The 25,097-nt window shown below is 69.9% G+C and carries 21 protein-coding genes and 2 riboswitches; of the genes, 13 read left to right on the forward strand and 8 right to left on the reverse strand.

The annotated features are described in order from the left end of the window. Nucleotides 1-38: 38 nt before the first annotated feature. The gene (locus JQS43_RS21140; protein WP_239676120.1) at nt 39-1,217 is read left to right on the forward strand and encodes an MFS transporter; all 1,179 of its coding nucleotides are present in this window, start codon (nt 39-41) and stop codon (nt 1,215-1,217) included. Here JQS43_RS21140 and JQS43_RS21145 read toward each other — a convergent pair. Next, nucleotides 1,214-1,600: a VOC family protein gene (locus JQS43_RS21145; RefSeq protein ID WP_239676121.1), complete on the reverse strand. Its 387-nt coding sequence runs from the start codon at nt 1,598-1,600 to the stop codon at nt 1,214-1,216. The genes JQS43_RS21140 and JQS43_RS21145 overlap by 4 nt on opposite strands. A 75-nt stretch (nt 1,601-1,675) precedes the next feature. Here JQS43_RS21145 and JQS43_RS21150 point away from each other — a divergent pair, with 75 nt between their 5' ends. From JQS43_RS21150 to JQS43_RS21175, 6 genes are all read left to right on the forward strand, one after another. Continuing rightward, complete coding sequence (locus JQS43_RS21150; protein WP_239676122.1) at nt 1,676-2,470, forward strand: TetR/AcrR family transcriptional regulator; 795 nt, start codon at nt 1,676-1,678, stop codon at nt 2,468-2,470. A 27-nt stretch (nt 2,471-2,497) separates the two neighbouring features. Next, nucleotides 2,498-3,691 (forward strand): winged helix DNA-binding domain-containing protein, encoded by a 1,194-nt coding sequence (locus tag JQS43_RS21155; protein ID WP_239676123.1) that lies wholly within the window; start codon nt 2,498-2,500, stop codon nt 3,689-3,691. Nucleotides 3,692-3,792: 101 nt separating this feature from the next. Continuing rightward, a complete protein-coding gene (locus tag JQS43_RS21160) occupies nt 3,793-4,725 on the forward strand; it encodes a hypothetical protein (RefSeq protein ID WP_239676124.1) in 933 nt (310 codons plus the stop codon). Between the two features lie 28 nt (nt 4,726-4,753). Continuing rightward, nucleotides 4,754-7,048, forward strand: a complete 2,295-nt coding sequence (locus tag JQS43_RS21165; protein WP_239676125.1) for a heavy metal translocating P-type ATPase — start codon at nt 4,754-4,756, stop codon at nt 7,046-7,048. A 269-nt stretch (nt 7,049-7,317) separates the two neighbouring features. After that, nucleotides 7,318-7,689: a hypothetical protein gene (locus JQS43_RS21170; protein ID WP_239676126.1), complete on the forward strand. Its 372-nt coding sequence runs from the start codon at nt 7,318-7,320 to the stop codon at nt 7,687-7,689. Nucleotides 7,690-7,700: 11 nt separating this feature from the next. Further along, on the forward strand, nt 7,701-8,117 hold the full coding sequence (locus tag JQS43_RS21175; protein WP_239676127.1) for a roadblock/LC7 domain-containing protein: 417 nt from the start codon (nt 7,701-7,703) through the stop codon (nt 8,115-8,117). Nucleotides 8,118-8,125: 8 nt separating this feature from the next. On the opposite strand, the gene metE is transcribed toward JQS43_RS21175, so the two are convergent. From metE to JQS43_RS21190, 3 genes are all read right to left on the reverse strand, one after another. Next, entirely contained in the window at nt 8,126-10,372 is a 2,247-nt protein-coding gene (metE, locus tag JQS43_RS21180; protein ID WP_239676128.1) for a 5-methyltetrahydropteroyltriglutamate--homocysteine S-methyltransferase, read from the reverse strand. A 122-nt stretch (nt 10,373-10,494) separates the two neighbouring features. Then, nucleotides 10,495-10,706: riboswitch (cobalamin riboswitch) on the reverse strand. A 68-nt stretch (nt 10,707-10,774) separates the two neighbouring features. Then, nucleotides 10,775-11,752, reverse strand: a complete 978-nt coding sequence (locus tag JQS43_RS21185) for a ribonucleotide-diphosphate reductase subunit beta (RefSeq protein ID WP_239679523.1) — start codon at nt 11,750-11,752, stop codon at nt 10,775-10,777. Between the two features lie 53 nt (nt 11,753-11,805). After that, entirely contained in the window at nt 11,806-14,256 is a 2,451-nt protein-coding gene (locus JQS43_RS21190) for a ribonucleoside-diphosphate reductase subunit alpha (RefSeq protein WP_420847609.1), read from the reverse strand. A 6-nt stretch (nt 14,257-14,262) separates the two neighbouring features. Then, a riboswitch (cobalamin riboswitch) is annotated at nt 14,263-14,469 on the reverse strand. A gap of 194 nt (nt 14,470-14,663) precedes the next feature. Here JQS43_RS21190 and JQS43_RS21195 point away from each other — a divergent pair. After that, complete coding sequence (locus tag JQS43_RS21195; RefSeq protein WP_239676130.1) at nt 14,664-15,503, forward strand: TrmH family RNA methyltransferase; 840 nt, start codon at nt 14,664-14,666, stop codon at nt 15,501-15,503. A 28-nt stretch (nt 15,504-15,531) separates the two neighbouring features. Here JQS43_RS21195 and JQS43_RS21200 read toward each other — a convergent pair whose 3' ends face one another. Then, nucleotides 15,532-16,515, reverse strand: a complete 984-nt coding sequence (locus JQS43_RS21200; protein WP_239676131.1) for a helix-turn-helix transcriptional regulator — start codon at nt 16,513-16,515, stop codon at nt 15,532-15,534. 61 nt (nt 16,516-16,576) lie between these two features. Between JQS43_RS21200 and JQS43_RS21205 the strand changes: the two genes are divergently transcribed. The 3 genes from JQS43_RS21205 (at nt 16,577) to JQS43_RS21215 (ending at nt 18,929) form a co-directional block, all read left to right on the forward strand. Next, the gene (locus JQS43_RS21205; protein ID WP_239676132.1) at nt 16,577-17,047 is read left to right on the forward strand and encodes a RidA family protein; all 471 of its coding nucleotides are present in this window, start codon (nt 16,577-16,579) and stop codon (nt 17,045-17,047) included. A gap of 121 nt (nt 17,048-17,168) precedes the next feature. Then, nucleotides 17,169-17,900, forward strand: a complete 732-nt coding sequence (locus tag JQS43_RS21210; RefSeq protein ID WP_239676133.1) for a lysophospholipid acyltransferase family protein — start codon at nt 17,169-17,171, stop codon at nt 17,898-17,900. Between the two features lie 75 nt (nt 17,901-17,975). Beyond that, a complete protein-coding gene (locus JQS43_RS21215) occupies nt 17,976-18,929 on the forward strand; it encodes an acyl-ACP desaturase (RefSeq protein WP_239676134.1) in 954 nt (317 codons plus the stop codon). A 37-nt stretch (nt 18,930-18,966) separates the two neighbouring features. Here the strand turns inward: JQS43_RS21215 and JQS43_RS21220 are convergent, their stop codons facing one another. Beyond that, complete coding sequence (locus JQS43_RS21220; protein WP_239676135.1) at nt 18,967-19,341, reverse strand: MerR family transcriptional regulator; 375 nt, start codon at nt 19,339-19,341, stop codon at nt 18,967-18,969. A 132-nt stretch (nt 19,342-19,473) separates the two neighbouring features. On the opposite strand from JQS43_RS21220, the gene JQS43_RS21225 reads away from it, so the two are divergent. Then, nucleotides 19,474-20,514, forward strand: coding sequence for an ATP-binding cassette domain-containing protein (locus tag JQS43_RS21225; RefSeq protein ID WP_239676136.1), 1,041 nt, complete (start codon nt 19,474-19,476; stop codon nt 20,512-20,514). Beyond that, nucleotides 20,511-21,386 carry an ABC transporter permease gene (locus tag JQS43_RS21230; protein ID WP_239676137.1) on the forward strand — a complete coding sequence of 292 codons (876 nt, stop codon included), beginning with the start codon at nt 20,511-20,513 and terminating at the stop codon, nt 21,384-21,386. Before JQS43_RS21225 ends, JQS43_RS21230 begins: the two co-directional genes overlap by 4 nt. 152 nt (nt 21,387-21,538) lie before the next feature. Here JQS43_RS21230 and JQS43_RS21235 read toward each other — a convergent pair whose 3' ends face one another. Next, a complete protein-coding gene (locus JQS43_RS21235) occupies nt 21,539-23,794 on the reverse strand; it encodes a putative bifunctional diguanylate cyclase/phosphodiesterase (protein ID WP_239676138.1) in 2,256 nt (751 codons plus the stop codon). 16 nt (nt 23,795-23,810) lie between these two features. Then, complete coding sequence (locus tag JQS43_RS21240; RefSeq protein WP_239676139.1) at nt 23,811-24,995, reverse strand: FIST signal transduction protein; 1,185 nt, start codon at nt 24,993-24,995, stop codon at nt 23,811-23,813. Nucleotides 24,996-25,097 lie beyond the last annotated feature (102 nt).

Below are 25,097 nucleotides of genomic sequence, written 5' to 3' on the forward strand. Positions count from 1 at the left end.
GTCAGAATGATGGCGGTTTGTCATGAAAGGAGTGAAGAATGGCTGATCCCCAGGCCACCCGACCGCGGCTGCTCACCCCCACCCTCTTCGCGGTCTTCGGCGCCACCTCCGGGGGGATGGTCAGCTTCTTCCTGCTGCTCTCGGTGGCACCGCTCTACGCGACAGCTACCGGCGGCGGCGAGTCGGCGGCCGGGGCGGTAACCGGCGCGCTGCTGCTGGCGACGGTCGCCGCCGAGCTGGTGACGCCGCGACTGCTGGTCCGGTTCGGCGCCCGGCTCGTCTTCGCCGTCGGACTGGTCCTGCTGGGGGCGCCGGCCTTCGCCCTGCCGGTCGCCGCCGACCCGGCCGTGGTGATCGCGGTGAGCGCGCTGCGCGGCATCGGCTTCGGGTTTGTGGTCGTACTCGGCAGCACCCTGGTGGCGCAGCTGGTGCCAGCTGAGCGCCGGGGTGAGGGGCTGGGCCTGCTGGGGCTGGTGATGAGCGTCCCGGGAGTGCTGTTCCTGCCGTTCGGGGTCTTTCTGGTGGACCTGATCGGCTACCCGGTGGTCTTCGTGGCGGGCGCGGTCGCCTCGTTGCTCGGGCTCGCCGCGGCGCCCGGGCTGCCGGGCCGGGTCAGCCCGGACGCCCCCCGCGTGGGCATCCGCCGGGGGCTGCGGATGCCCGAGATGCGCCGCCCCGCCGTGGTCTTCGCGGCCACCGCGATGGCGGCCGGGGTGGTGGTCACCTTTATCCCGCTGGCGGTGGGCGGGTCTGGCCGGCTCGCCGCGCTGGCGCTGTTGGTGCAGGCGGTGACGCTCGCCGCGACCCGGTGGTGGGCGGGCTGGTACGGCGACCGCCACGGCCCGGCGCGGCTGATGCTGCCGGCGCTGCTCGCGACCGCCGGCGGCATCCTGCTGCTGGTGCTGGTCGACCAGCCAGTGGCGCTGCTGCTGGCGATGGCGCTCTTCGGTGGCGGCTTCGGGGCGATCCAGAACGCCAGCCTGGCGTCGATGTTCCGGCGGGTGCCACCCGCCGGGTACGCGATGGTGGGGGCGGTGTGGAACCTGGCGTACGACGCGGCGATGGGGCTCGGCGCGATCGTCTTCGGCCTGCTGGTGGTCTACACCGGCTACTCCTGGGGGTTCCTGCTCACCGGTGCGCTGATGCTGCTGGCGCTGGCGCCAGCGTGGTGGGACCGGCGGGCGGCCAGTCGGCCGCCCGCCGCCGACCCGAGCTAACCCGTCGGGCCCTGCCAGTCGACGAGCTGGACGATCACCCCGTTCGGGTCGCGGACCTGGAAGGCCCGCTCTCCCCACTCCTCGGCGGTGAGCGGCATGGTGATGGTGACCCCTTCTTCCTGGAGCCGGGCCAGCTCGCCCTCCAGATCGTCGACCTCGAAGGCCAGGATGAGCCCGCTCGCGTGGTCGTCGCGCTGGTCCGCCGGCAGGCTGGCCAGGCCACGCCGCAGGAAGACCACGTTCATCCCGGCGTCGTCGCGGGTCAGCGAGGCGAACCCGTCGGCCGCCATCACCTCCCGGAAGCCGAAGTGCCGAGCCAGGAAGCCGCTGGCGGCGGGGACGTCGTCGACGTTGAGCGAGACCGCTGAGCCGCTGATCTTCATCTGATACCTCATCTCGAGCTTACTTGTACGCCGTACATTATACGGAGTACAAGTAAGCTCTGCCAGAATGAGGCTGTGACCGCTATCTCGACCAGCGCCGGCGACCCGGCGCGTACCTTGGCCCTGCTCTGGCGTGACCCGGCGGTGATCTCCCGCCGCGGCCCCCGCCGGTCGCTGCAGCTCGACGACGTGATCGCCGCCGCCACCGCGATCGCCCACGAACGCGGACTCGCCGCCCTCACCATGCGCGAGGTGGCGCGGGCGCTCGGAGTGGTGCCGATGACCCTCTACACCTACGTGCCCGGCAAGGCCGAGCTGCTCGACCTGATGCTGGACGCGGCGTACACGCAGCTACCCCGCACCGACACCACCGGCCGACCGTGGCGCCACCGGGTGGCCACCGTCGCCGACGAGAACCGGGCGCTGTTCGCGACCCACCCGTGGGCGGCCACCATCTCGACCCGGCGCCCACCGCTCGGCCCAGGGTCGATCGCCAAGTACGAGCACGAGCTGGCCGCCTTCGACGGGCTCGGTCTCGACGAGGTGACCATGGACGACTGCCTCACCTACCTGCTGGACTTCGTCCGGGCGAACGCCGCGCCCGCCGACGGTGTGACCTCACCGGGCGGGGCCTACGAGGATGAGTGGTGGCAGACCGCGGGGCCGCTGCTCGACCAGTACGTCGACGCGGCGCGCTATCCGCTCGCCACCCGGGTGGGCACCGCCGCCGGTGCGGCGCACGGCGCCGCCTACCAACCAGAGCACGCCTACCGGTTCGGGCTGGCGCGGGTGCTGGACGGGCTGGCCACCCTCATCGAGGGTTCCCGATCCAGGCCGACCGAATCCGGGGACGCGGCCGACCGAGATTGACAGTGCCGACTCGTAGAATCCCGCCCGATGACCACCATGCAGCCTCACCTCACCGCCGGCCAGCTCAACCGGGCCACGCTCGCCCGGCAACTGCTGCTTGAGCGGCACGACCTCCACCCGGTCGAGGCGGTCCGACGGATCGCCGCCATCCAGGCCCAGGCGCCCGCCTCGCCGTACCTCGCGCTCTGGACCCGGCTGCGCGGCTTCGACCCGGCCGAGCTCGACGCCGCCATCACCGACGCCCGGCTGGTCAAGGCGACGCTGATGCGGATCACCCTGCACCTGGTCCACGCCGAGGACTACCCGCCGCTGCATACGGCGATGCAGCCGACGCTGCGCGCCGCCCGGCTCGGCGACCGGCGGTACGTCGAGACCGGGCTGGCGGCGGCCGACGCCGACGCGCTCGTCCCCGACCTGGTGGCGCAGCTGGCCACGCCGCACACCAACGACCAGGCGCAGACCTGGGTGGAGCAACGGCTCGGCCCACCGGCGCAGTGGGCGTGGTGGGCGCTGCGCCACTACGCTCCGGTGCGCCACCATCCCAACGGCGGGCCCTGGTCGTTCGGCCACCGCCCGACCTTCGTCGCCGCCGGGAGCCGACCACCCCGGCCGTACGACGTGGCCGAGTCCGATGCCGCGCTGCAGACCTTGGCCCGGCGCTACCTGGCCGGCTTCGGGCCGGCGAGCGTCGCCGACGTGGCACAGTTCGCGCTGGTGCCGCGGCGCCGGGCGCGGGCGGCGCTGACCGGGCTCGGCGACGGGCTGGTCCGATACTCCGGCCCGGCCGGCGCCGAGCTCTTCGACCTGCCGGCAGCTGAGCTGCCGGCGGGCGCGCTACCCCCGGCCGAGCAGCCGGCGCCGCCGCGGCTGTTGCCGATGTGGGACAGCACCCTGCTCGCCTACCACGATCGGAGCCGGATCCTCCCGGAACGGCTGCGCCGGGTGGTGATCCGCAACAACGGCGACGTCCTACCCACCGTGCTGGTCGACGGGCAGGTCGCCGGGGTGTGGCGCACGGTGCCGGCCGGGGATCAGCTGGGGGTGGAGGTGACCGCCTTCACCGCGCTGGCGCCCGCCCACTGGGAAGCGCTCGCGGCCGAGGCGGCGTCGCTGCTGGCCCTGCTCGCCGAGCGGGACCCCACCGCGTACCGCCGGTACGCCCGCTGGTGGGAGCAGCTGCCGGAGGTAACCGAGGTGAGAACTCTGCCCGCTGGCGGGTGACCGCGGCGGCCATTCCGGTGCGCCTCGCCCCCGCCCGTGTACGCTTGCACCTACCCCTCGGGGGTATATGCCCACGGCGACTCTGGTGGAGGAGCGAGCAGATGCGGGTGCTTACCCGACTCGGTTGGTACGGCGGGCTACTGGCGGCGGTCTTCGCGGTGGCGTTCATCACCGCCGGCGCCGTGGTGCCGGCCGAGACCGTACGAGACTGGACCGCCGAGACCGACGACCACCACGCTCCCGGAGCAGACCAGTCCGCGGCTGCCCACCCGCCAGCCGCGACCGCTACCGCGGGCGGCGGGCTCGGCCTGGCGATGGCGCACGACGGCTACCGCCTCGCCGAACTGACCGCGCCCGTCGCGACCGACCAGGACGGCGCGCTCTCGTTGACCGTGCTCGGCCCCGACGACCAACCCGTCACCGACTTCGAGACCGCCCACGAGCAGGAGCTGCACCTGATCGTGGTACGGCAGGACGGGGCCCACTTCCAGCACGTCCACCCGGCACGGGACGCCGCCGGCGAGTGGCACATCCCGTGGCGGTGGGAGGCGGCCGGCGCCTACCGGGTCTTCGCCGACTTCGTGCCCGCCGCCACCGGCGAGAACCTGACTCTCTCCAGCACCCTGCAGGTCGCCGGCGAGGTGACCCCCGACCCAGCTGCCGGCGAAGCAGCCACCGACACCGTCGGAGGCTTCGAGATCGACCTCGACGGTGCCCTCACCGCCGGCGGCCCGGCCACGCTCACCGCGACGGTGACCCGCGACGGCGCCCCGGTCACCGACCTTGAGCCGTACCTGGGGGCCTACGGCCACCTGGTCGCGCTACGCCAGGGCGACCTCGGCTACCTACACGTCCACCCGCACCACGACGACCACACCGCGGCCGGCGGTCACACATCCGACCACGATCACACCGGCGGACCAGAGATCGTCTTCGAGGCGACCGCGCCCACCCCCGGCCGGTACCTGCTCTACCTCGACTTCCAGGTCGACGGTGAGGTCCACACCGCCCACTTCGTCGTCGACGCCCCGTGACCCGCCGCGTCAGCCAGAGGAGCCACCGATGAGCAGCCCTGCGACCGAACGCAGCCCCGGCGCCGACCCGGGCAACGCCCACGTCGACCTGCGGGTCGGCGGCATGACCTGCGCCTCGTGCGCCATGCGGATCGAGAAGAAACTCAACAAGCTCGACGGGGTACGCGCCAGCGTCAACTACGCCACCGAGAAGGCGAGCGTCACCGGGCCGGCCGACCTGGACCCGCAGCAGCTGATCTCGGTGGTCGAGCAGCTCGGCTACACCGCCACGCTGCCTCCCCCGCCCCGGACCGGCGCCGAAACCAGCGACGGCGCTGCGGCAGGCGGCGGCGAGTCGGCCGAAGAGGCCGAGCTGCGGACGCTCCGGTACCGCCTCACCTGGGCCGCCGCGCTGGCGGTGCCGGTGATCGCCATGGCGATGGTGCCGGCGTTCCAGTTCGACTACTGGGGGTTCGCCTCCCTAGTACTCGCCGCCCCGGTCGTGGTCTGGGCCGGTTGGCCATTCCACCGCGCTGCCTGGGCGAACCTCCGGCACGGCGCCGCCACCATGGACACACTCATCTCGGTCGGCACCACCGCCGCGCTGCTCTGGTCGATCGTCGCGCTGTTCTTCGGAACCGCCGGCGAACCCGGTGTCGTCCACCCGTTCTCGCTGACTATCTCCCGCAGCGACGGCCTCGGCCACATCTACCTGGAGGTCGCCGCCGGGGTGATCGCGTTCGTCCTCGCCGGCCGCTACTTCGAGAAGCGTTCGAAACGGCAGGCCGGCGCCGCCCTTCGGGCCCTGCTGGAGCTCGGCGCCAAAGAGGTCGCGGTGCTGCGGGACGGCGTCGAACACCGGGTCGACGTGGCGGAGCTCGCGGTCGGCGACGCCTTCGTCGTCCGCCCCGGCGAGAAGATCGCCACCGACGGCGTGATCGTCTCCGGCACCTCGGCGGTCGACACCTCGATGCTCACCGGCGAGTCGGTGCCGGTCGAGGTGGGCGAAGGCGACCCGGTCACCGGGGCGACCGTCAACGCCGGCGGCCGGCTGGTGGTCCGGGCCACCCGGGTCGGCGCCGACACGCAACTGGCGCAGATGGCCACGCTGGTCGAGCAGGCGCAGTCCGGCAAGGCCGAGGTGCAGCGGCTAGCCGACCGGATCTCGGCGGTCTTCGTGCCGATCGCCATCGCGATCGCGGTCGCCGCGTTGGGCGCCTGGCTCGGGGCCGGCTTCCCGATCAGCGCCGCGTTCACCGCCGCCGTCGCCGTCCTGATCATCGCCTGCCCGTGCGCGCTCGGCCTCGCCACCCCGACCGCGCTGCTGGTCGGCACCGGCCGCGGCGCCCAACTGGGCATCCTGATCAAAGGGCCGGAGGTGCTGGAGTCCACCCGCCGGATCGACACGGTGGTGCTGGACAAGACCGGCACGGTCACCACCGGCGCGATGACGCTGGTCGACGCGGTCCCGGCCCAGGGCACCTCCCGCACCGACCTGCTGCGGCTGGCCGGGGCGCTGGAGGCCGCCTCCGAACACCCGATCGCCCGGGCGGTCGCGCAGGCCGCCGCCGCGGCGGTCGGTCCACTGCCGACCCCGGAGTCGTTCCAGAACATCGAAGGCAACGGGGTACGCGGCGTGGTCGACGGAACCCCCGTGCTGGTCGGCCGGGACACCCTCCTGGCCGACGAAGCCCACCCGCTCGACGCCGAACTACGCCGCGCCAAGCAGGCGGCGCAGGCGGAGGGCAAGACCGTGGTGGTGGCCGGGTGGGGCGGCCACGCCCGGGGTCTGCTGATCGTCGCCGACCAGCTCAAACCCACCAGCGCCGAGGCGGTCAGCCAACTCCGGCGGCTCGGTCTCACCCCGGTGCTGCTCACCGGCGACAACCAGACCGTGGCCACGCAGATCGCCGCCGAGGTGGGGATCGAGCAGGTGATCGCCGAAGTGCTGCCGACCGACAAGGCCGACGTGGTCCGGCGGCTGCAGGCCGAGGGGAAGGTCGTCGCCATGGTCGGCGACGGGATCAACGACGCCCCGGCGTTGGCCCAGGCCGACCTCGGGCTGGCGATGGGCACCGGCACCGATGTCGCGATCGAAGCCGCCGATTTGACGTTGGTCCGCGGCGATCTCCGCGCCGCCGCCGACGCCATCCGGCTCTCCCGCCGCACCCTCGGCACCATCAAGGGCAACCTCTTCTGGGCGTTCGCCTACAACACCGCGGCCATCCCGCTGGCCGCCTTCGGCCTGCTCAACCCGATGATCGCCGGCGCCGCGATGGCGTTCTCCAGCGTCTTCGTGGTCAGCAACAGCCTGCGCCTCCGCACCTTCTCCCCCCAGCGTTGATCATGGACCTAGGTACATGGTCGGGGCTGATTTCTGCCCCAAACCCCATGGTCAACTAGCGGGGGGCACGTCGGGGGCACGTCAGGCTGCAGCCGGCCAACCCGGCGGAGTAACCGAGACTCGCCCGATCGGCTCGACGCAACGCGATGCTCGGCCTATGCCGCAGCCCGGTTGGCTCGCTAACCTTCGAGGTGCACGGGGCACCAGGCGACGGCGTGCCACCGAGAGCTGTGGCGAGCCACCACAGCGTTACGACTAGGGGTGTTGGCATGACTACGATCGACTCAGCCCTCAAGGACGCGATGAGCATCGAGGGCGCCATCGGCGCTGCCATTGTGGACTACACCAGCGGCATGACCCTGGGGGTCGCCGGTGGGTCCGCCGAACTGGACCTGTCGGTAGCAGCCGCCGGCAACACCGATGTCGTCCGCGCGAAGATCCGGGCCCTTGAGATGTTGCGGATGTCCGACGGCATCGAAGACATTCTGATTACTTTGGACACCCAGTACCACCTGATCCGGCCACTCTCCGCCCGCAGCGGGTCCGGCCTCTTCCTCTACCTCGCGCTACACCGCACCCGCGCCAACCTGGGGCTGGCCCGACACCTGCTACGACAGATCGAAGCCTCGATCGAGGTTTAGGGAGGGCGACCGTGCCCGGTCACCACGATGCGGCATCCGCCGCCAACGGCCCGCACACCGAGCTCGCGGCGCTTCGGCAGGCGGTCAATGGCGTGGTCGGCTCGGTCATCACCGGCGTCGACGGCCTGCTCCTCCTCCATGACCTGGCCGACGGCACCGAACCGCACGATCTCGCCGCCCTCGCCGCCGCCACCTTCGGCCTGGGACGGCAGACCGCCCTGGCGCTCCGGCACGGCCCGTTCCGGGAGTCCACCGTTCGCAGCCACCGTGGCTACTTCGCGGTCTACGCGATCAACGACCGGGCGCTGCTGGCGGTGCTCGGTGACAGCACGTTGAACGTTGCCCGGCTCCACCTTGAGGCACGGGAGGCCGCGGGCAGGCTCGCGAGCATGCTCGACGCACACATCGCGAGCCAGCCCCGGCTGTAGGTCGCCGCCTAGCTCCGCACCGCAGCCGCGGCAGCGGTCAGGCGCCGCAGCGACGCTTCGACCTCCGGGTAGCGACGAGTCTTCAACCCGCAGTCAGGATTCACCCACAGCCGCGACGCCGGAACCGCCGCCACCGCCAGCCGCAGCGCCGCCTCGAACTCCTGCTGCGGGGGCACCCTCGGGGAGTGGATATCCCACACCCCGGGGCCGACTCCCCGCGCGTACCCGATCGCCGCCAGATCGTCGAGAACCTCCATCTTCGAGCGGGAAGCCTCGATGCTGGTGACATCGGCGTCCAGCGCGTCGATCGCGTGGATCACCTCACCGAACTCCGAATAGCACAGATGGGTGTGGATCTGGGCGGAGTCATCGACGCCGCTGGTCGCCAACCGGAACGCCGATACCGCCCAGTCTACGTACGCCGGCTGGGAAGACCTGCGCAACGGTAGCAGCTCCCGTAGCGCAGGCTCGTCCACCTGGATCACCGTGATGCCGGCCGCCGCAAGGTCCCGGCACTCGTCCCGCAACGCCAGCGCCACCTGGTCGGCGGTCTCCGCGAGGGGCTGGTCGGTCCGCACGAACGACCAGGCCAGGATCGTGACCGGCCCGGTGAGCATGCCCTTGACCGGCCGATCAGTGAGCGACTGGGCGAAGCTGGACCACTCGACGGTCATCGGCGCCGGCCGGGCCACATCGCCGTAGATGATCGGCGGCCGGACACAGCGCGACCCGTACGACTGCACCCAGCCATGCTCGGTAGCGGCGAACCCGGCCAACTGCTCGCCGAAGTACTGCACCATGTCGTTGCGCTCCGGCTCGCCGTGCACCAGGACATCCAGGCCCAGGCGCTCCTGCAGCCGGATCACCTGCTCGATCTCGGCCCGCATCCGCTCGGCGTAGCTGGCGTCGTCAAGTTTGCCGGCCCGGTGGGCAGCCCGAGCCTTCCGCAGCTCCGGCGTCTGCGGGAACGAGCCGATGGTGGTGGTGGGTAGCGGCGGTAGCTGCAGTCGCGCCTGCTGAGCTGCGGCCCGGTCGGCGTAGGCACCGCGCTGCCGATCCGCCGGCTGCAGCGTGGCCAGCCGGGCCCGTACCCCGTCGTTGCGCCACTGCTCGGGTGACGGTGGCAGCGGAGCCGGCAGCTGCCCCACGCCCTCGGCCAGGGCTTGGCCGAGCTGCACCACCTCGTCGACCTTCTGCCGGGCGAACGCCAACCGCTCCCGCAGCTGCGGGTCGAGGCCCTGCTCCGCCGAGACATCCACCGGTACGTGCAGCAGCGAACACGAGGTCGAGACCGCGACCTGGTCGGCGATCGCGGCGACCGTGGCCGCGGTCGCCGCCGCCGCCCGCAGGTCGGTACGCCACACGTTGTGCCCGTCGACCAGGCCAGCCACGATCGTCGTACCCGGGCGGGGTGCCGCGGCGGCGAGTTGGTCCACTGTGGCTCGCCCGGCGATCAGATCCAGGCCCAGCGCCTCGATCGAGGTGTCGAGCAACGCCGGTAGGGCATCGTCGAGCTGCCCGAAGTAGGTCGCGACGAAGATCTTCGGCCGTCGGGACAGACCCGCGAGCCTGGTGTAAGCCCGGTGCAGCGCCACGATCTCGGCAGCGCTGCGGTCGGCGACGTATCCCGGCTCGTCGAGCTGCACCCACGCCACGCCCGCGTCGGCGAGCGCTGCCAGGATCTCTGCGTACACCTCGACCAGGTCGTCGAGCCGGTCGAACGGGTTGGACCCGGGCACCGCCGGCTTGGCCAGGAGCAGGAAGGTAGCCGGACCGATCAGCGCCGGCCGGGTCGGGATCTCCAGCGCGGCCGCTTCGGCGTACTCGCGCAGCGCTTTGGCGGGGTCGGGGGTGAAGACCGTCTCCGGGCCGATCTCCGGGACCAGATAGTGATAGTTGGTAGCGAACCACTTGGTGAGTTCCAACGCCGGCTCGGCGTCGACGCCCCGGGCCATCGCAAAGTAGGTGTCCAGGTCGGACAAGCCCAGTCGGCGGAAGCGTTCCGGGATCGCCCCGACCGCGACGGCGGTGTCGAGCATGTGGTCGTAGTAGGAGAATGTGTTCGACGGGATCGAATCGAGTCCAGCGGCGGCCAACGCCTGCCACACGTCGGCGCGCAGCGACGCGCCTGTCCTTTCCAAGGCGTCGGCGTCGATGCTGCCCGCCCAGTATGCCTCGACCGCCTGCTTCAGCTCGCGGTTCGGGCCGATCCGCGGATAGCCGAGCACGGTGCTCTGGCCGAATGGGTTGCTCACAGCCGTTCCTTCCCTCGAAGTGCCCGGCGGACCCTCACGAAGGCGAGGGGGAAGGAGGGTACGGCGAGGTACCAGCGCTTCCGCCCTGGCCGTCCCGAGAGGCCGTCGGCGGCGCACACCGGTTGGTGCACGCGGTGCGGGCAGGTCTTCGGACTCGCGGGCGTGACCACTGATGGTCGCCTACTGGCCGTCGCTTCCCAGACCCAGGGGCCCAGTGCGTCTGACGGCGGTCGTTCCCGCTCACCGCTGCGGGGCAGTCCCGGATTTGCACCGGGTTCCCTCTTACGACGCCCCGCTGTCACAGCCGGGGCGAACCAGCACTGTCAGCCATCCTACAACGCCCCGGGCGCCGCCCCGGGGGTCCTGAGCGCCCGGGGCGGCTGTGACCTGGCCTTCTGCGGGCTAGAAATCGTCGTCGAAGCTGACCGACCCGGTGACGCCCACCTGGTAGGCCGAGACCCGACGTTCGAAGAAGTTGGACAGTTCCTGAACGTCCTGCAGCTCCATGAAGGCGAATGGGTTTCCACTGCCGTAGACCGGCTCGATGCCGAGGGCGGCCAACCGCCGGTCGGCCACGTGCTGGAGATACTCCCGCATGTCGGCCAACGACAGCCCGGAGACTCCCTGTTCGAGCAGGTCCGCCGCGAACTGGACCTCGCACTCCACCGCCTCGGACAGCATCTCGGTCACCCGGCGGCGCAGCTCGTCGTCGAACAGGTCCGGCTCCTCGGCCCGTACCGTGTCGACCACGTCGAAGGCGAAGGCCATGTGCATCGACTCGTCGCGGAAGACCCAGTTGGTGCCGGACGCCAGACCGTGCAGCATGCCCCGGGAGCGAAGGAAATAGACGTAGGCGAAGGCCCCATAGAAGAAGAGCCCTTCGATACAGGCCGCGAAGCAGATCAGGTTCAGCAGGAACGCTCGTCGATCTTCTCGGGTCCGCAACTCTCGAAGCTCGAAGACCGAGTCGATCCACTTAAAACAGAACTCTGCCTTGCGCGCGATCGACGGAATGTTCTCCACCGCCGCGAACGCCTCGAAGCGCTCCTGCTCATTGGGGACATAGGTGTCGAGGAGGTTTAGATAGAACTGGACATGCACCGCCTCCTCGAACAGCTGCCGGGAGAGGTACAGCCGCCCTTCCGGCGAGTTGATGTGCTGATACAGGTTCAGCACCAGGTTGTTCGCCACGATGGTGTCGCCGGTGGCGAAGAACGCCACCAGCCTGCTCACCAGATGCCGCTCAGCCGGCGACAGCTTCGCCAGGTCGGCGAGGTCGGAGTGCAGATCGACCTCCTCGACGGTCCAGGTGTTCTTGATCGCGTCCTTGAACCGGTCGAAGAAGTGCGGATACCGCATCGGACGCAGAGTCAGGTCCATCCCCGGATCGAGGAGCAGCTGCCGGTCGGCGGTACGAGGTTCCGGGATCGTGGTCACTGGCACGCCTCACAGGTCTCGGGGTTCTCCAGGGAGCAGGCTTCCGCGTCCGTCGCATCCGCCGGCCCATTCGCTGCCACCGGCTCGACGGAGACCGTGGCCTGCTGGATCCGGGTCGCGGGCCGGGAACGCAGATAATAAGTGGTCTTCAGCCCGGACTTCCAGGCGTAGAGGTACATCGAGGAGAGCTTCCCGATCGTCGGCGCGCTCAGAAACAGATTCAACGACTGTGACTGATCCACATACGGCCCCCGGGCCGCCGCCAGGTCGATCAATGCCCGCTGGGGCAGCTCCCACGCCGTCCGGAACAACTCCCGCACTTCGGCCGGCACCTCGGCGACACCCTGCACCGAGCCCTCGGCCCGCTTGATCTGCTCCCGGATCGCCGGAGTCCACAGTCCTCGTACCTTCAGTTCGCGTACCAGGTAGTTGTTGATCTGCAGAAACTCGCCGGAGAGCGTCTCCCGTTTAAACAAGTTGGACACCTGCGGCTCGATGCACTCGTAGCAGCCCGCGATCGAGGCGATCGTCGCCGTCGGCGCGATCGCCACCAGCAACGAGTTCCGCAGCCCGTGGGTTGCCAGCCGCTGCCGTAGTTCGGCCCAGCGCTGCGACTGGGTTGGGGTGACCAGCCACAGATCCGGCTGGAGGTCGCCGTTTGCCGCCCGAGTCTGCGGGTACGCCGGATGGGGGCCATGCGCCTCCGCTAGCGACACCGAGGTCTCCAACGCGGTGAGGTAGATCTCCTCCTGCACCCGGGTCGAGAGCTGCGCCGCCGCTGCCGAGTCGAACGGCAGCCGCAACGTGAAGAACGCGTCCTGCAACCCCATCAGGCCGAGTCCGACCGGCCGCCACCGCGGGTTCGAGGCCGCCGCCTGCTCGGACGGGTAGTAGTTGATGTCGATCACCCGGTCCAGGAACACCACCGCGGTCCGCACCGTCGCCCGCAGCTTCTCCCAGTCGACCCCGTCGGCGGTGACGTGGGCGCCCAGATTGATCGAGCCGAGGTTACAGACCGCGGTCTCGCGGTCGGAGTTGACCTGCAGGATCTCGGTACACAGGTTCGAGAGGTGGATAGTGTCGCCGGTGGAACCAGTCTGATTGGACAGCCGGTTCGACGGGTCTTTGAAGGTCATCCAGCCGTTTCCGGTCTGGGCCAACGTCCGCATCATCCGCCCGAACAGATCCCGCGCCCGGACCGTACGCACCGCGCTCTTCTCCGCGACCCGGTACGCGTCATCGAACTCCTCACCCCACAGATCCGGCAGCTCCGGCGCGTCGGATGGGTCGATCAGCGACCACTGTTCATCGGCCTCGACCCGACGCATGAACTCATCCGGGATCCAGTTGGCCAGGTTGAGGTTATGGGTACGCCGGGCGTCCTCCCCGGTGTTGTCCCGCAGCTCCAGAAACTCCTCGATGTCCGGATGCCACGGCTCCAGGTAGACGCAGGCGGCGCCCTTGCGCCGGCCACCCTGGTTTACCGCTGCCACGCTGGCGTCCAGCGTCTTCAGGAACGGGACGATACCGTTCGAGGCGCCGTTGGTCCCCCGGATCAGGGCGCCCCGGCCCCGCACCCGCGACCAGGCGATGCCGATCCCGCCGGCGAACTTCGACAACCGCGCGACCTGCTGGTAACGATCGTAGATCGAATCCAGCTCGTCGCGCGGGGAATCAACCAGGAAACACGAGGACATCTGGGTATGCCGGGTCCCGGAGTTGAACAACGTCGGCGAACTCGGCAGGTACGCCAATGAGGACATCAGCCGGTAGAAGCCGATCGCCTCATCGGGGCGGGTCGACAATCCGCAGGCCACCCGCAGCAGCCAGTACTGCGGAGTCTCCACCACCAGCCGCGACCGCGGATGCCGCAGCAGATACCGGTCCGCCACCGTTCGTAGCCCGAAGTATTCGAACCGTAGATCCCCCGCGGGGTCTATCGCGTCGTCGAGCATATCGGCGTGCCGCGCCACGAACGCCGCCGTATCGTCGCCGATCAGCCCCTCGGCATGGCCGGTGGCGATGGAGTCGCTAAAGCTGCCGATCTCCTGCCCCCGGACCTCCTCGGCGACCTGGGCCGCCAGCAGCCGCGCCGCCAGCCGCGAATACTGCGGCTCCTCGCCGATCAACCCGGCCGCCGTCTGGATCGCCAATCTGTCCCGCTCGGCGATGCCCGCGCCAGCAGGGAGGCCGCTGATCGTCTTGGTGGCGACCCGTTGGGCGTCCACGTCGTCCAGATCGCCCACCCACCGTTGCCACTCACGGACCATCGCCTCGACATCCGCTACCTCATCGGATGTCGCTCTCGCCTGGGTCACCGTCACCCGCTCCTCCTCGTCTACCTCGGCCGATGGCCGTCGAACGCGCAGGAGGACGCCGCCGGCCGCGCTGCCGCTGGGCCCGGCTTGCTGGCGTCGGCCGTCCCGCGCGGCCTCCGACCGCCGCACACGGACTCGCGTACGGCGCACTGGCAGGTCTTCGGACTCGTGGGCGCGCTGCTCGCTCCTACTAGCCGTCGCTTCCCAGGTCGTCGAACCCAGTGCGTCGATGACGGCGGTCGTTCCCACTCACCGCTGCGGGGCAGTCCCGGACTCCCACCGGGTTCCCTCTTACCTCGACCCTCCCGCGGAGACGGCCGAACCAGCTGCGGCCAACACAATATATGGGGATCATGCCCCACGTCCACCACCAGATGATGTGTCGTCGTGTGGTCACCACCACGGTCGGCGTACCCCCGCGGAACCCGGGCCGGCGGCCGTGGTGCGTAGCCGTCGGCACCCGTGGGTCAGTAGACTCTCGGACTCTCGCAGTTCGCGTACCACTCGCACCGAGGTTGCCAAGGAGGTGGCTCACCATGCCGCGACCGCGGGCCGCAGCTGACACTCCCCGGGTCACCACCCGGAGCGCCCGCTTCCAGCAGTGGGAGGCGCTGCTGACCAACCGGGGCAAGCGGCAACGCAGCGGCGCGTTCCTGGTCCAGGGGGTACGGCCGATCACCATGGCGCTCCAGCACGGGTGGCAGATCCGCGAACTGCTGTACAACGCCGATGTCCGCCTGTCGGCCTGGGCACACGACACCCGCGCGACGGTGTCCGCGACCACAGTGGCGGTCGCCGGCGAGCTGATGCTCGAGCTGGGCGGCAAGACCGACGCCGCGCCCGAGTTGCTCGCGGTGGTGGCGCTGCCCGACGACGACCTCGCCCGCATCCCGACCAGCTCGGAGATGCTGGTGGTGCTGTTTGACCGGCCCACCAGTCCGGGCAACATCGGGGCGGTGATCCGAACCGCGGACGCGTTCGGCGCCAGCGGTGTCATCATCACCGGCCACGCCGCCGATGTCTACGACCCCCAGTCGGTCCGGGCCAGCACCGGATCGCTCTTCGCCGTGCCGGCGGTCCGGGTGGCCTCCCCCCGCCTGGTGCACGAATGGGTCGCGGCGATCCGCGCCGACGGCGTCGACCTGCGACTGGTCGGGACGGACGAGCACGGTGAGCTGCCGGCCGCCCGGTACGACTTCACCCGGCCGACCATGGTGCTGGTCGGCAATGAGACGACCGGGCTCAGCGCCGGCTGGCGGGAGGCCTGCGACATCTCGCTCCGGATCCCGATGGTCGGCGCCGCCAGTTCACTCAACGCCGCCACCGCGGCCTCGGTCATGCTCTACGAAGCCGCGCGACAGCGGTCACCGCAGTAGCCGCCCCGGGCACTGCCGGCCAGACCTGCTACCCAGTCGCCGGCGAAACCGTGTAGCGGGCGGCGATCGCGGCGGCCCGGTCCCGCAGCTCGGAGCGCAACCATTGTGGGGTCAGGGCCTCCGCGCCCGTGGCGAGCTGCCACAGCGCCCATCGCGCGTGTCGGGCGTCCTGGAAGGTCACTTCCAGCCGCAGCCAGCCATCTGGGTCGGTCGCCTCGGCGGCGACGGTTAGCGCGGTGGCGACCAGCTCCGCTCGCCGTGCCGGATCCAGCCGCACCAGCACAGCGACCTGGTCACCGCCGGCCCGAAACCGGGTGCTGCGTTCTCGCCATATCTGATCAAGTTCGACCCGGTCCGGCCGCTGGGCGGGTTCGGAGAGCGCCGTTGCGGAGAAGATTCGCGACAACCGGTAGGTACGGTCCGCGCCGGCTCTCGTGGCCAACAGGTAGCCGTGGCCGCGTACGGTGACCAGGCCCACCGGGTCCACCGTACGCCACTGTGGAGTTTTGCCGGCGGCCGCGTAGTGGATGCGTAGCTTGTGCCCGGCGAGCACTGCCCGACGGACCTCGACCATGGCGGTGTCGGGCACCTCCTCCGGGTCCAGCCGGCGGGAGAGGAGGTCGGTCTCCGGGTCGATGAGCAATCGTTCGGCGGCGCCGGCCGCGGCGGTTCGATACGTTTCGGGCAGCGCGTCGACCACCTTGAGCATGGCCGAAGCGAGCGCCGAGCCCAGACCGAACGCCTGCGCGCCGCGGCGCGCCCCGGCGACCAGCAGCGCGAGCGCCTCCTCCTCGGTCAGGCCGGTGAGGTCGGTCCGAAAGTCGGGCAACAGCGCGAATCCGCCACGCCGGCCGCGTTCGGCATAGACCGGGACGCCGGCGGCGGAGAGCGCCTCGATGTCCCGCGACACGGTGCGGGTGGAGACCTCCAGCTCCCGGGCGAGCGCCGTCGCGGTCAGCCGACCGCGCTGGCGCAGCAGCAACACTATCGACACCAACCGATCGGCTCGCACCGCGAAATTGTATCGGGATACACGACAGGAGGTGTCGTGATTTGTTGGCAGGCTTACCGCCATGACGACAAAGATGGCAGCCACCGAGCCGGTAGACGGACGTAATGGCAACGAATCGAAGGAAGCTGACCTGACGGTGGCGCGGACGGCGGTCAACCCGTGGCCGTGGTCGAAGGAGCTGGGTTACCACCAGGGCGAGCTCGTCGCCGGGCACACCCGCACCCTCTACTGCGCCGGGCAGACCGCCATGAGCGGCGACGGCGAGCCACAGCACGCCGGTGACCTGGCGGCGCAGTTGGCGCTGACCCTCGACAACCTGGAGGCGGTGCTCGACGAAGCCGGGATGTCCCTCGCCAACCTCGTCCGGCTCAACGTCTACACCACCGACGTCGACCTGCTCTTCCAGCACTACGGCGTGCTGGCGGGGCGGTTGGGCGCCGCCGGGGTGGCACCCGCCACCACGATGCTCGGGGTGAACCGGTTGGCGATCCCCACCCTGCTGGTCGAGGTGGAGGGCACCGCGGTCGCCTGACGCCGCCTCGCGGCCGCACCCACCTGCGGCAGGCCCGGCCGGGGCAGGGTCGAGCAGCTGCGCCCGTGTGACGCAGGCTGGCGCCCTTCCCGGCCGGCGCCGCGCCCACTACGGTGACCAGATGTCCGATCTCGTGTACCCACCGGTCATCGCGCTGGCTCGAACCATGTTCCGGCTCCTGGACCTACGCATCACCATCGAGGGCGCGGAGCACATCCCGGCCACCGGCGGGGCCGTGCTGGCCAGCAACCACGTCAGCTACCTTGACTTCATCTTCTGCGGGTTGGCGGCTCGGCCGTCCCGGCGGCTGGTGCGCTTCATGGCCAAGCAGGAGATCTTCGCGCACCGGATCGGCGGGCCGCTGATGCGCGGGATGCATCACATTCCGGTCGACCGGGAGGCGGGGCTCAGCTCCTACCGGGCGGCGTTGGCGGCGCTCACCGCCGGGGAGGTGGTGGGTGTGTTCCCGGAGGCCACGATCAGCCAGTCGTTCACGGTAAAGGAGCACAAGAGCGGCGCCAGCCGGATGGCAGCGTCGGCCGGGGTGCCGCTGGTGCCGATGGCGGTGTGGGGCACGCAGCGGCTGTGGACCAAGGGGCGGCCACGGACCCTCACCCGCCGGCATACGCCGATCTCGATCGTGGTCGGTGAACCGCTGCGCCCGGCTCGACGGGACAACCAGACCGAGGTCGGCGCGGAGTTGCATAACCGGATGTCGGCGCTGCTGGACCGGGCCCAACGCGACTACCCGGACTCACCGGCCGGCCCCGACGACCGCTGGTGGCTGCCCGCGCATCTAGGCGGGACTGCGCCTGCCCCATCGGAGCTGGCCGGTGAGGAAGAAGGGGCTTGACCAGGCCGGGAAACTACGGGACCGTAGGTTACGGTACCGTAGCTAGAAACCGGCGCGGAAGGAAACCATGTGACGATGACTGAACCCACCGACACCATCGCGTTGCTGCACGAGCTTGAGCCGGTCGTGGAGACCAACCTCAACCGGCACCTGTCGACAGCCAAAGAGTGGTTCCCTCACGAGTACGTGCCGTGGAGCCAGGGGACCGACTTCGATGGCGTACTCGGTGGGCAGGCGTGGGATCCGAGCCAGTCCACGCTGCCAGAGGTCGCCCGTACCTCGTTGATCGTCAACCTGCTGACCGAGGACAACCTGCCCAGCTACCACCATGAGATCGCCACCATCTTCGGTCGCGACGGGGCGTGGGGCACCTGGGTGCACCGGTGGACCGCCGAGGAGGGCAGGCACGGGATCGCCATCCGCGACTACCTGCACGCCACCCGGGCGGTGGACCCGGTCGCGCTGGAGCAGGCCCGGATGGCGCACATGGCGGAGGGTTTCGCCAACGACAACGGCGGCGTCATCGAATCGGTGGCGTACGTGTCCTTCCAGGAGCTGGCGACCCGAGTGGCGCACCGCAACACCGGTCGGATCAGCGGCGACCCGATCTGTGACCAGATGCTGGCGAAGATCGCCGCCGACGAGAACCTGCACATGCTGTTCTACCGCAATCTGCTGGGCGCGGCGTTCGACCTGGCCCCCAACGCCGCGATGCAGGCGGTCAACCAGGTGGTGGCCGGGTTCCAGATGCCCGGCCACACGATCGAGAACTTCGGCCGCAAATCGGCCCAGATCGCCATGGCCGGGATCTACGACCTGCGCCTACACCATGACGAGGTGGTCACGCCGATCCTGCGGCAACTGAGAATCTTCGAACGCGACGGGCTGTCCGCGGCCGGGGAGAAGGCCCGGGAAGAGCTGGCGGACTTCGTCGCCCAACTCGACCAGACCGCTGACCGGTTCGTGGAACGCCGGGAGACCACCCGTGCCCGCAACGCCGCCCGCGGCACCGCCACGCCGGCCCTCTGACCGACCGCACCTCGTCGACCCCGGCGGCGGGCGCCTTTCAATCGTCGAGATTGGCGCCGAGTTCGCAGAGCTTGGCTTCCGTCCCTAGCGCGTCAAGCTGGGCTCTGAGGTCGGCGACGCGCTGCTCGGCCTGGCTGATGAGCTGGTCGGCGAGGCGACCCCAGTCGTCGTACCCAGGATCGGGCGGGAGGTCGGCGAACAGGTCGGCGATCTCCCGCACGGTCAGTCCGACGCGCTTCGCGAGCTTGGCGACCTGGATGCGGCAGGCCGCAGACTCATCGAACCGGCGCTGGTTGCCGTTGGTGCGCACCGCGTTGACTACGCCGTGCTTCTCGTAGAACCGCACCGCAGACGGCGCGACACCGCTCTCGGTAGCGACCTCGCCGACCGTGAACCCCTCGACGGTGGTCACGGCCCCGTACGCCGGTGGTGATGTGGTAAGCGCCATAGATCGTTACGCTACGCCAGCGCCGCCTTGACTTCAACATAGGTTCAACCTTCAGCGTGGGGGCATGCCCCGCATGGACCCGCGCGAAAGGAACCTATGACAACGCGATCCGACACCCCGGCCGTACAGACCCGCGGACTGGTCAAGAGATTCGGTGAGACGACCGCCGTCGACGGCGTCGACCTCACCATCTCCCGCGGCGGGATCTACGGGGTCCTCGGCCCCAACGGCGCCGGAAAGACCACCGCGATCCGGATGTTGGCCACCCTGCTGCGGCCCGACGGCGGCGAGGCCAGCGTCCTGGGTCACGACGTCTACACCGAGTCCAAGACCATCCGCGACAAGATCGCGCTGACCGGCCAGTTCGCCTCGCTGGATGAGGACCTGACCGGCATCGAGAACCTCATCCTGCTGGGGCGCCTGCTCGGCCACCGCCCCAAAGCGGCCCGCTCGCGAGGGCTGGAGCTGCTGGATGCCTTCGGACTGACCGACGCCGCGAGCCGCCAGGTGAAGAAGTACTCCGGGGGCATGCGCCGCCGCCTCGACATCGCCGGCTCGCTGATCGTGACCCCCGAACTGATGTTTCTGGACGAGCCGACCACCGGCATCGACCCGCGCAGCCGGAACCAGGTCTGGGACATCATCCGCACGCTGGTCGACGGCGGCACCACGATCCTGCTGACCACCCAGTACCTCGAAGAGGCCGACCAGTTGGCCAATCGGATCGCCGTCATCGACCACGGCAAGGTCATCGCCGAGGGCACTCCTGGTCAGCTGAAGGCCCAGGTCGGCTCCGGCGCCCTACGGGTACGAGTGGGCGACCCAACCCGCCGCGAGGAGGCCGCCGAGCTCCTGGGCCGAGCCTGCGGCGTCGAGGTCACCCGGGAGACCGACCTAGCCGCCGTCACCATCCAGCTGGATCACAGCGACCGGGCCGCGGAGGCGCTGCGCGCGCTGCAGGACGCCGCCATCGACGTGGCGGCATTCGGCTACGGGCAGCCAAGCCTGGACGAGGTCTTCCTCACCCTCACCGGATCCCCCACCGCTCCCGACCGGGACCAGGCCGAACCCGACCACCCAGGCCAGGTACGGCCGGCTGCTATCCCCGAAACCGCGACAAAGGCAGGTGCCCGATGACCACAACGTACGCGCGACCGGCCGAGTCGCCACCCACCCGGCTGCCCCGCGAAGGCCTCGCCGAGTCCGAGCGGATCCGGCACGTGCTGGTCGCCCCGCAGGACCGGCCAGAGCGAGCCACCGCGTTCTCCGCGTCGCTGACCTACGGGTGGCGGGCGCTGCAGAAGATCAAGCACCTGCCGGAGCAGCTCTTCGATGTGACGATCTTCCCGATCATGATGACGGTGATGTTCACGTTCATCTTCGGTGGAGCGATCGGCGGGTCGGTATCGAACTACGTACAGTTCCTGATCCCCGGGATCTTCGTCCAGACCCTGATCATGATCACGATGTACACCGGGTTGACGCTGAACAAAGACTTCTCCAAGGGGGTCTTCGACCGGTTCCGCTCGCTGCCCGTCTGGCGCCCCGCGCAACTGGTCGGCGCCCTGCTCGGAGACCAGGTGCGTTACCTGCTGGCCGGCACCATCATGCTGGGCATCGGCTTCCTGCTGGGATTCCGGCCCGACGGCGGCCTCATCGGAGTCGCCGCGGCATTCCTGCTGCTGCTGATCTTCAGCTTCAGTCTCTCCTGGGTCTGGACGACCGTCTCGCTCGCGGTACGCACCGAACAGGCCGCGATGGGGGTCTCGATGTTCGTCTTGATGCCGCTGACCTTCGCCTCGAACATCTTCGTCGACCCACAGACCATGCCTAGCTGGCTGCAGGGCGCCGTAGAGGTCAACCCCGTGTCGATCGTCGTCACCGCCGTACGCGAACTGATGAACGGTGTCTACAGTGCTAGCTCGATCGGCCTGGTCGGGCTGTGCTGCCTGGTCCTGATCGCCAGCTTCGGCCCGCTCTCGATGTCCATCTACAACCGAAAGAGCTAGCCGGCAACGGCGATGAAGCGGCGGTGCCGAGCCCGGCACCGCCGCTGTCTATGCCGCCACGCCGCCACGCCGCCGCGCGACCGCCTCCCGCCGCCAGTCGGCTCCCGAACTGGGGAACATCGGGCTGGCGGCACGACCCGGCACGGCTGGGGCTACTTGGTCCGGGCCAGCTCCCGCGACAGCAATGCGGGGACATCGTCCGGATCGAGCGGCCGGGCGAAGTGGTAGCCCTGCCCCAGCTCGCATCCCATCACCCGCAGGGCATCAAGCTGAGCCCCGTCCTCGACTCCCTCGGCGACCGCCTGGATGCCCAGGGTGTGCGCGAGCTCGACGATGGCACGGACCACGGCCCGGCTCGGGCTGCTCCCCGTGAGGCCGGCGACGAAGCTACGGTCGATCTTCAGCTGGTCCACCGGCAGGCGGCACAGGTAGGCTAAGGACGAGTAGCCGGTGCCGAAGTCGTCCACTGCGAGCTGCACTCCGAGGGCCTTGAGCTGGCTCAGACAGTGCGCCATCCCGTCCGGGTCAGTCATCAACCCGGTCTCGGTGAGCTCCAGCGTCAGCGCCCCGCCGGTCAGCCCGGTCTCGGTCAACACGTCAGCCACTGTGGCAGGAAACTCCGAGTCAGCGATCTCCCGCGCCGAGACGTTGACGTTGAGACTCAAGCCGGGCAGCGCGGTTCGCCACGCGGCGACCTGCTTGGCGCTGGCCCGCATCACCCATCGCCCGATCTCCACGATCAGGCCGGTCTCCTCGGCCATCCGGACGAGTTCCGCGGTAGGCACCGGTCCATGTCGGGGATGCGGCCAGCGCAGCAGCGCCTCGACCGCGACCAGCTCGGCGGAGTCCAGGCTGATCAGTGGTTGAAACTGCAGCGTCAGCTCGGACAGTGCTAGCGCGTACTTCAGATCGGTGTGCAGCTCCAACCGGCGCAGGATCGCCGCGCGCATCTCCGGCTCGAATACCGCGGTGTGGCCTGGATCCCGTCGCTTCACGTGGTACATGGCAAGATCTGCGTTGCTGAGCAGCTCTACCGGGTCGGTCCGGCCGCTCTCGCTCGACGCCACGCCGGCGCTCGCGTCGATGAAGACATTGCGCCCCGCGATCCAGAACGGCTGTCGTACGGCGCCGATAATCTCATTGGCCAGCTGCACCCCGGCCGCCGGATCGCTGTGCTCGAGCATGACGGCGAACTCGTCCCCACCGAGCCGGGCGGCGGTGTCCTCGCTCCCCACACAGGAACGGATCCGTTCGGCCACCTCGGCCAGCATCTCGTCCCCGGTCGAGTGGCCGAAGCTGTCGTTGACCTCCTTGAACCGGTCGAGGTCAATGTAGAGGACAAGCACCTCTTCATTCCGCCGGGCGTTGGCGAGCCCCTGCTTGAGCTTCTCCAGAAACAGCGCCCGGTTCGGCAGGCCGGTAATCGAGTCGTGGTACGCCTCGCGGATGGCGCGGATCGTCTGGGCATCGGTCAGCGCCAGGTTCACCTGCTGGGCGAAGGCCGTCAGCAACTCCCGCTGGTCGGCGATGTCGCCGTACCCGGTGGTGAGGGCCACCAGACTGCCGCCCACGGCACCACCCACATGCACCGGGGTGGCCAGCATCATGCCGGAGCTGCCCTGGCCGCCGACCACCGCCTGGGTCACCACATCACCGGCCCGCATCGCCTGGGCGGCGCTCGCGCGCACTCGGGCGGTGGCACCGGCGGCCTCCACCTCCTCGTCGCCGCCACCGGTTCCGGGGATGCCGGGGGCGTAGGTCGACGCCACCGTCAGCTGGTCCGTACCCGAGGGACGCAGTACGAGCGCTACCTCGGCGTTCTCCAGCAACCCGGACGCCCCCTCGGTGACCGCGTCCAGGACCTCCTGCAGTGGCCGGCGTTTCGAGATGGCGCGCTGGATCGACAAGAGCGTCTCCAACAGCCGCTGCCGGGTGCCCACAGCCTCGAGCAGGCGCAGCCGCTCCTCGGCCTCGCGCTCCCGCTGTTCCCGGAGCGCGCGTTCGGTGCCCAGGGTGCGCAGCCCGCGCAGAGCGAGGCCGAGCACCTGGCCCATACCGTGCAGCATCAGCCGTTCGTCGGCCTGGAACTGGCGGTCGGTACGGGCGACCAGCAGGGCGCCGGGAGTCGTCCGGCCGAGGTGTCCCGTGGCGGTGAAGAGGACGCCGAGCGAGGATACCGACAGCGTCGGTGACCCGTGCGCTGCTGTCACGAGGTCAGCCGGGGCCGATTGCGTGCCGAACCCCCAGCAGCCGCGGACTTCGTCATCCATGACGACCGCACCGACCTCGGCGTCCAACGCCTCTGCCGCCCGCGCGGCCGCTGTCTCGATCGCGGCGGGCTCGTCCTCGGAGGCGCTCACCGCCGAGAAGTACTCGGTGAGCAGATGCACCGACCAGTTGTCAGTCAACGTTACCCACCGGTTGCTAGGCCAGCGCCAGCGACGCGACGGCGAGGTGGTGGGTGCCCCGGGAACCTTGAGAACGGGCGATCTCGCCGTAAGTGTAGAAGCCACCGACCGGAGCGTCCCCGGTGAATTGCCGCATCTGGGCCACCTCTCGCTGGACGCTGTCATGGCCGAGCATCACCTTCCGAATTCCACAGTCGAAGGTCAGGAAACCGATCGGTGGCGCACCGCCGAGCATCCGCGACGCCTGTCGGCACGACTCTCCGGCGGAGCTGACCAGGGACTCGGGATCGGTCTCCATGAGCGAGGCGAGTGCACCCTGTGGCACATTGGCCAGGCAGATCAACGACCGGTCGGAGACATCCGCGGCATGGACCACCCGCATGTCGTCACCATCCCTGCGGGATAGCCCCAACGGGTGGTAATAGGCGCGATTATGAAATTTGTCGGGGTCGTCGACGATCGAGACGTCCTCCCCGATCAGGCGCAGATAGACGTCGAGGGCCGGCTCATTGTCGAGCTGGAAGACCCGGCTCTCTTCGCTACTGGTCACCACCATCGCCTCGTCGGTCCGGCGCCAGCCGTGGGCTACGCCGACGCCCAGCGGAGCGTCCGATCCGATGGCCACCCCCACCACCGCATCGGACATGATCTCCACCTCGTCGCCGTCGCCGTAGAACTGGTAGGTCGCGGTGAAGGTGAGGTTGTCCGCGGCGCATCCGCCCACGAGCGGCACCGCGGCCCCCGCGGCGGCATAGGCGCCGCGCACTACCCGGTGAAGCTCGAAGCTGAGCCCGTCGCACAACAGCAGCAGCACCCGGTACGGCGCATCGAGTGACGCCAACGGGTCCGCCGCTTCCCGGCCCGCCGCGTGACGCCGGCCCGAGACGCCGCGGCGCACCTGCGGGTACACCTGGAGACCGGCGCCCCCCAACGCCGCGACGACGACGCTGCCGTCGGTCACACCGTGCGCGCTGATCTCGCCCATGGCGGAGCAGCCGACGATCGGCACCCCTGGGCCGGCTGCTCGGCGAACCGACGCCAGCAAGGTCGGCAGGTCATAGCTGATCGAGCTGAAGACGATCAGCAGCGACGGTGACCTCCCCGCGAGCGCCGCGGAGGCCGCCGCTTCGCCAGCGGCATCCGGGTCGGCCTGTTCGCTATGGCCGATCCCGAACCAGCGATGAGTGGACGTTCCAGACATACGTCGCCAATAATCCGCATAAAGTCTGATAAGTCTTCGTAATCGTACCTCGGATGGTGGCGATCTCGTAAGGGCCAGCTACTTCCCATGAAGAGGGCCGCG

Origin of the sequence: Natronosporangium hydrolyticum (assembly GCF_016925615.1) — a bacterium.
Classification (GTDB): domain Bacteria; phylum Actinomycetota; class Actinomycetes; order Mycobacteriales; family Micromonosporaceae; genus Natronosporangium; species Natronosporangium hydrolyticum.

Coding starts and splice junctions, on each gene's coding strand:
- JQS43_RS21140 (WP_239676120.1), top strand. CDS start 39: ATGGCTGATCCCCAGGCCACCCGACCGCGGCTGCTCACCCCCACCCTC.
- JQS43_RS21145 (WP_239676121.1), bottom strand. CDS start 1,600: ATGAAGATCAGCGGCTCAGCGGTCTCGCTCAACGTCGACGACGTCCCC.
- JQS43_RS21155 (WP_239676123.1), top strand. CDS start 2,498: ATGACCACCATGCAGCCTCACCTCACCGCCGGCCAGCTCAACCGGGCC.
- JQS43_RS21160 (WP_239676124.1), top strand. CDS start 3,793: ATGCGGGTGCTTACCCGACTCGGTTGGTACGGCGGGCTACTGGCGGCG.
- JQS43_RS21165 (WP_239676125.1), top strand. CDS start 4,754: ATGAGCAGCCCTGCGACCGAACGCAGCCCCGGCGCCGACCCGGGCAAC.
- JQS43_RS21170 (WP_239676126.1), top strand. CDS start 7,318: ATGACTACGATCGACTCAGCCCTCAAGGACGCGATGAGCATCGAGGGC.
- JQS43_RS21185 (WP_239679523.1), bottom strand. CDS start 11,752: ATGGACCTGACTCTGCGTCCGATGCGGTATCCGCACTTCTTCGACCGG.
- JQS43_RS21195 (WP_239676130.1), top strand. CDS start 14,664: ATGCCGCGACCGCGGGCCGCAGCTGACACTCCCCGGGTCACCACCCGG.
- JQS43_RS21205 (WP_239676132.1), top strand. CDS start 16,577: ATGACGACAAAGATGGCAGCCACCGAGCCGGTAGACGGACGTAATGGC.
- JQS43_RS21210 (WP_239676133.1), top strand. CDS start 17,169: ATGTCCGATCTCGTGTACCCACCGGTCATCGCGCTGGCTCGAACCATG.
- JQS43_RS21215 (WP_239676134.1), top strand. CDS start 17,976: ATGACTGAACCCACCGACACCATCGCGTTGCTGCACGAGCTTGAGCCG.
- JQS43_RS21225 (WP_239676136.1), top strand. CDS start 19,474: ATGACAACGCGATCCGACACCCCGGCCGTACAGACCCGCGGACTGGTC.
- JQS43_RS21230 (WP_239676137.1), top strand. CDS start 20,511: ATGACCACAACGTACGCGCGACCGGCCGAGTCGCCACCCACCCGGCTG.
- JQS43_RS21240 (WP_239676139.1), bottom strand. CDS start 24,995: ATGTCTGGAACGTCCACTCATCGCTGGTTCGGGATCGGCCATAGCGAA.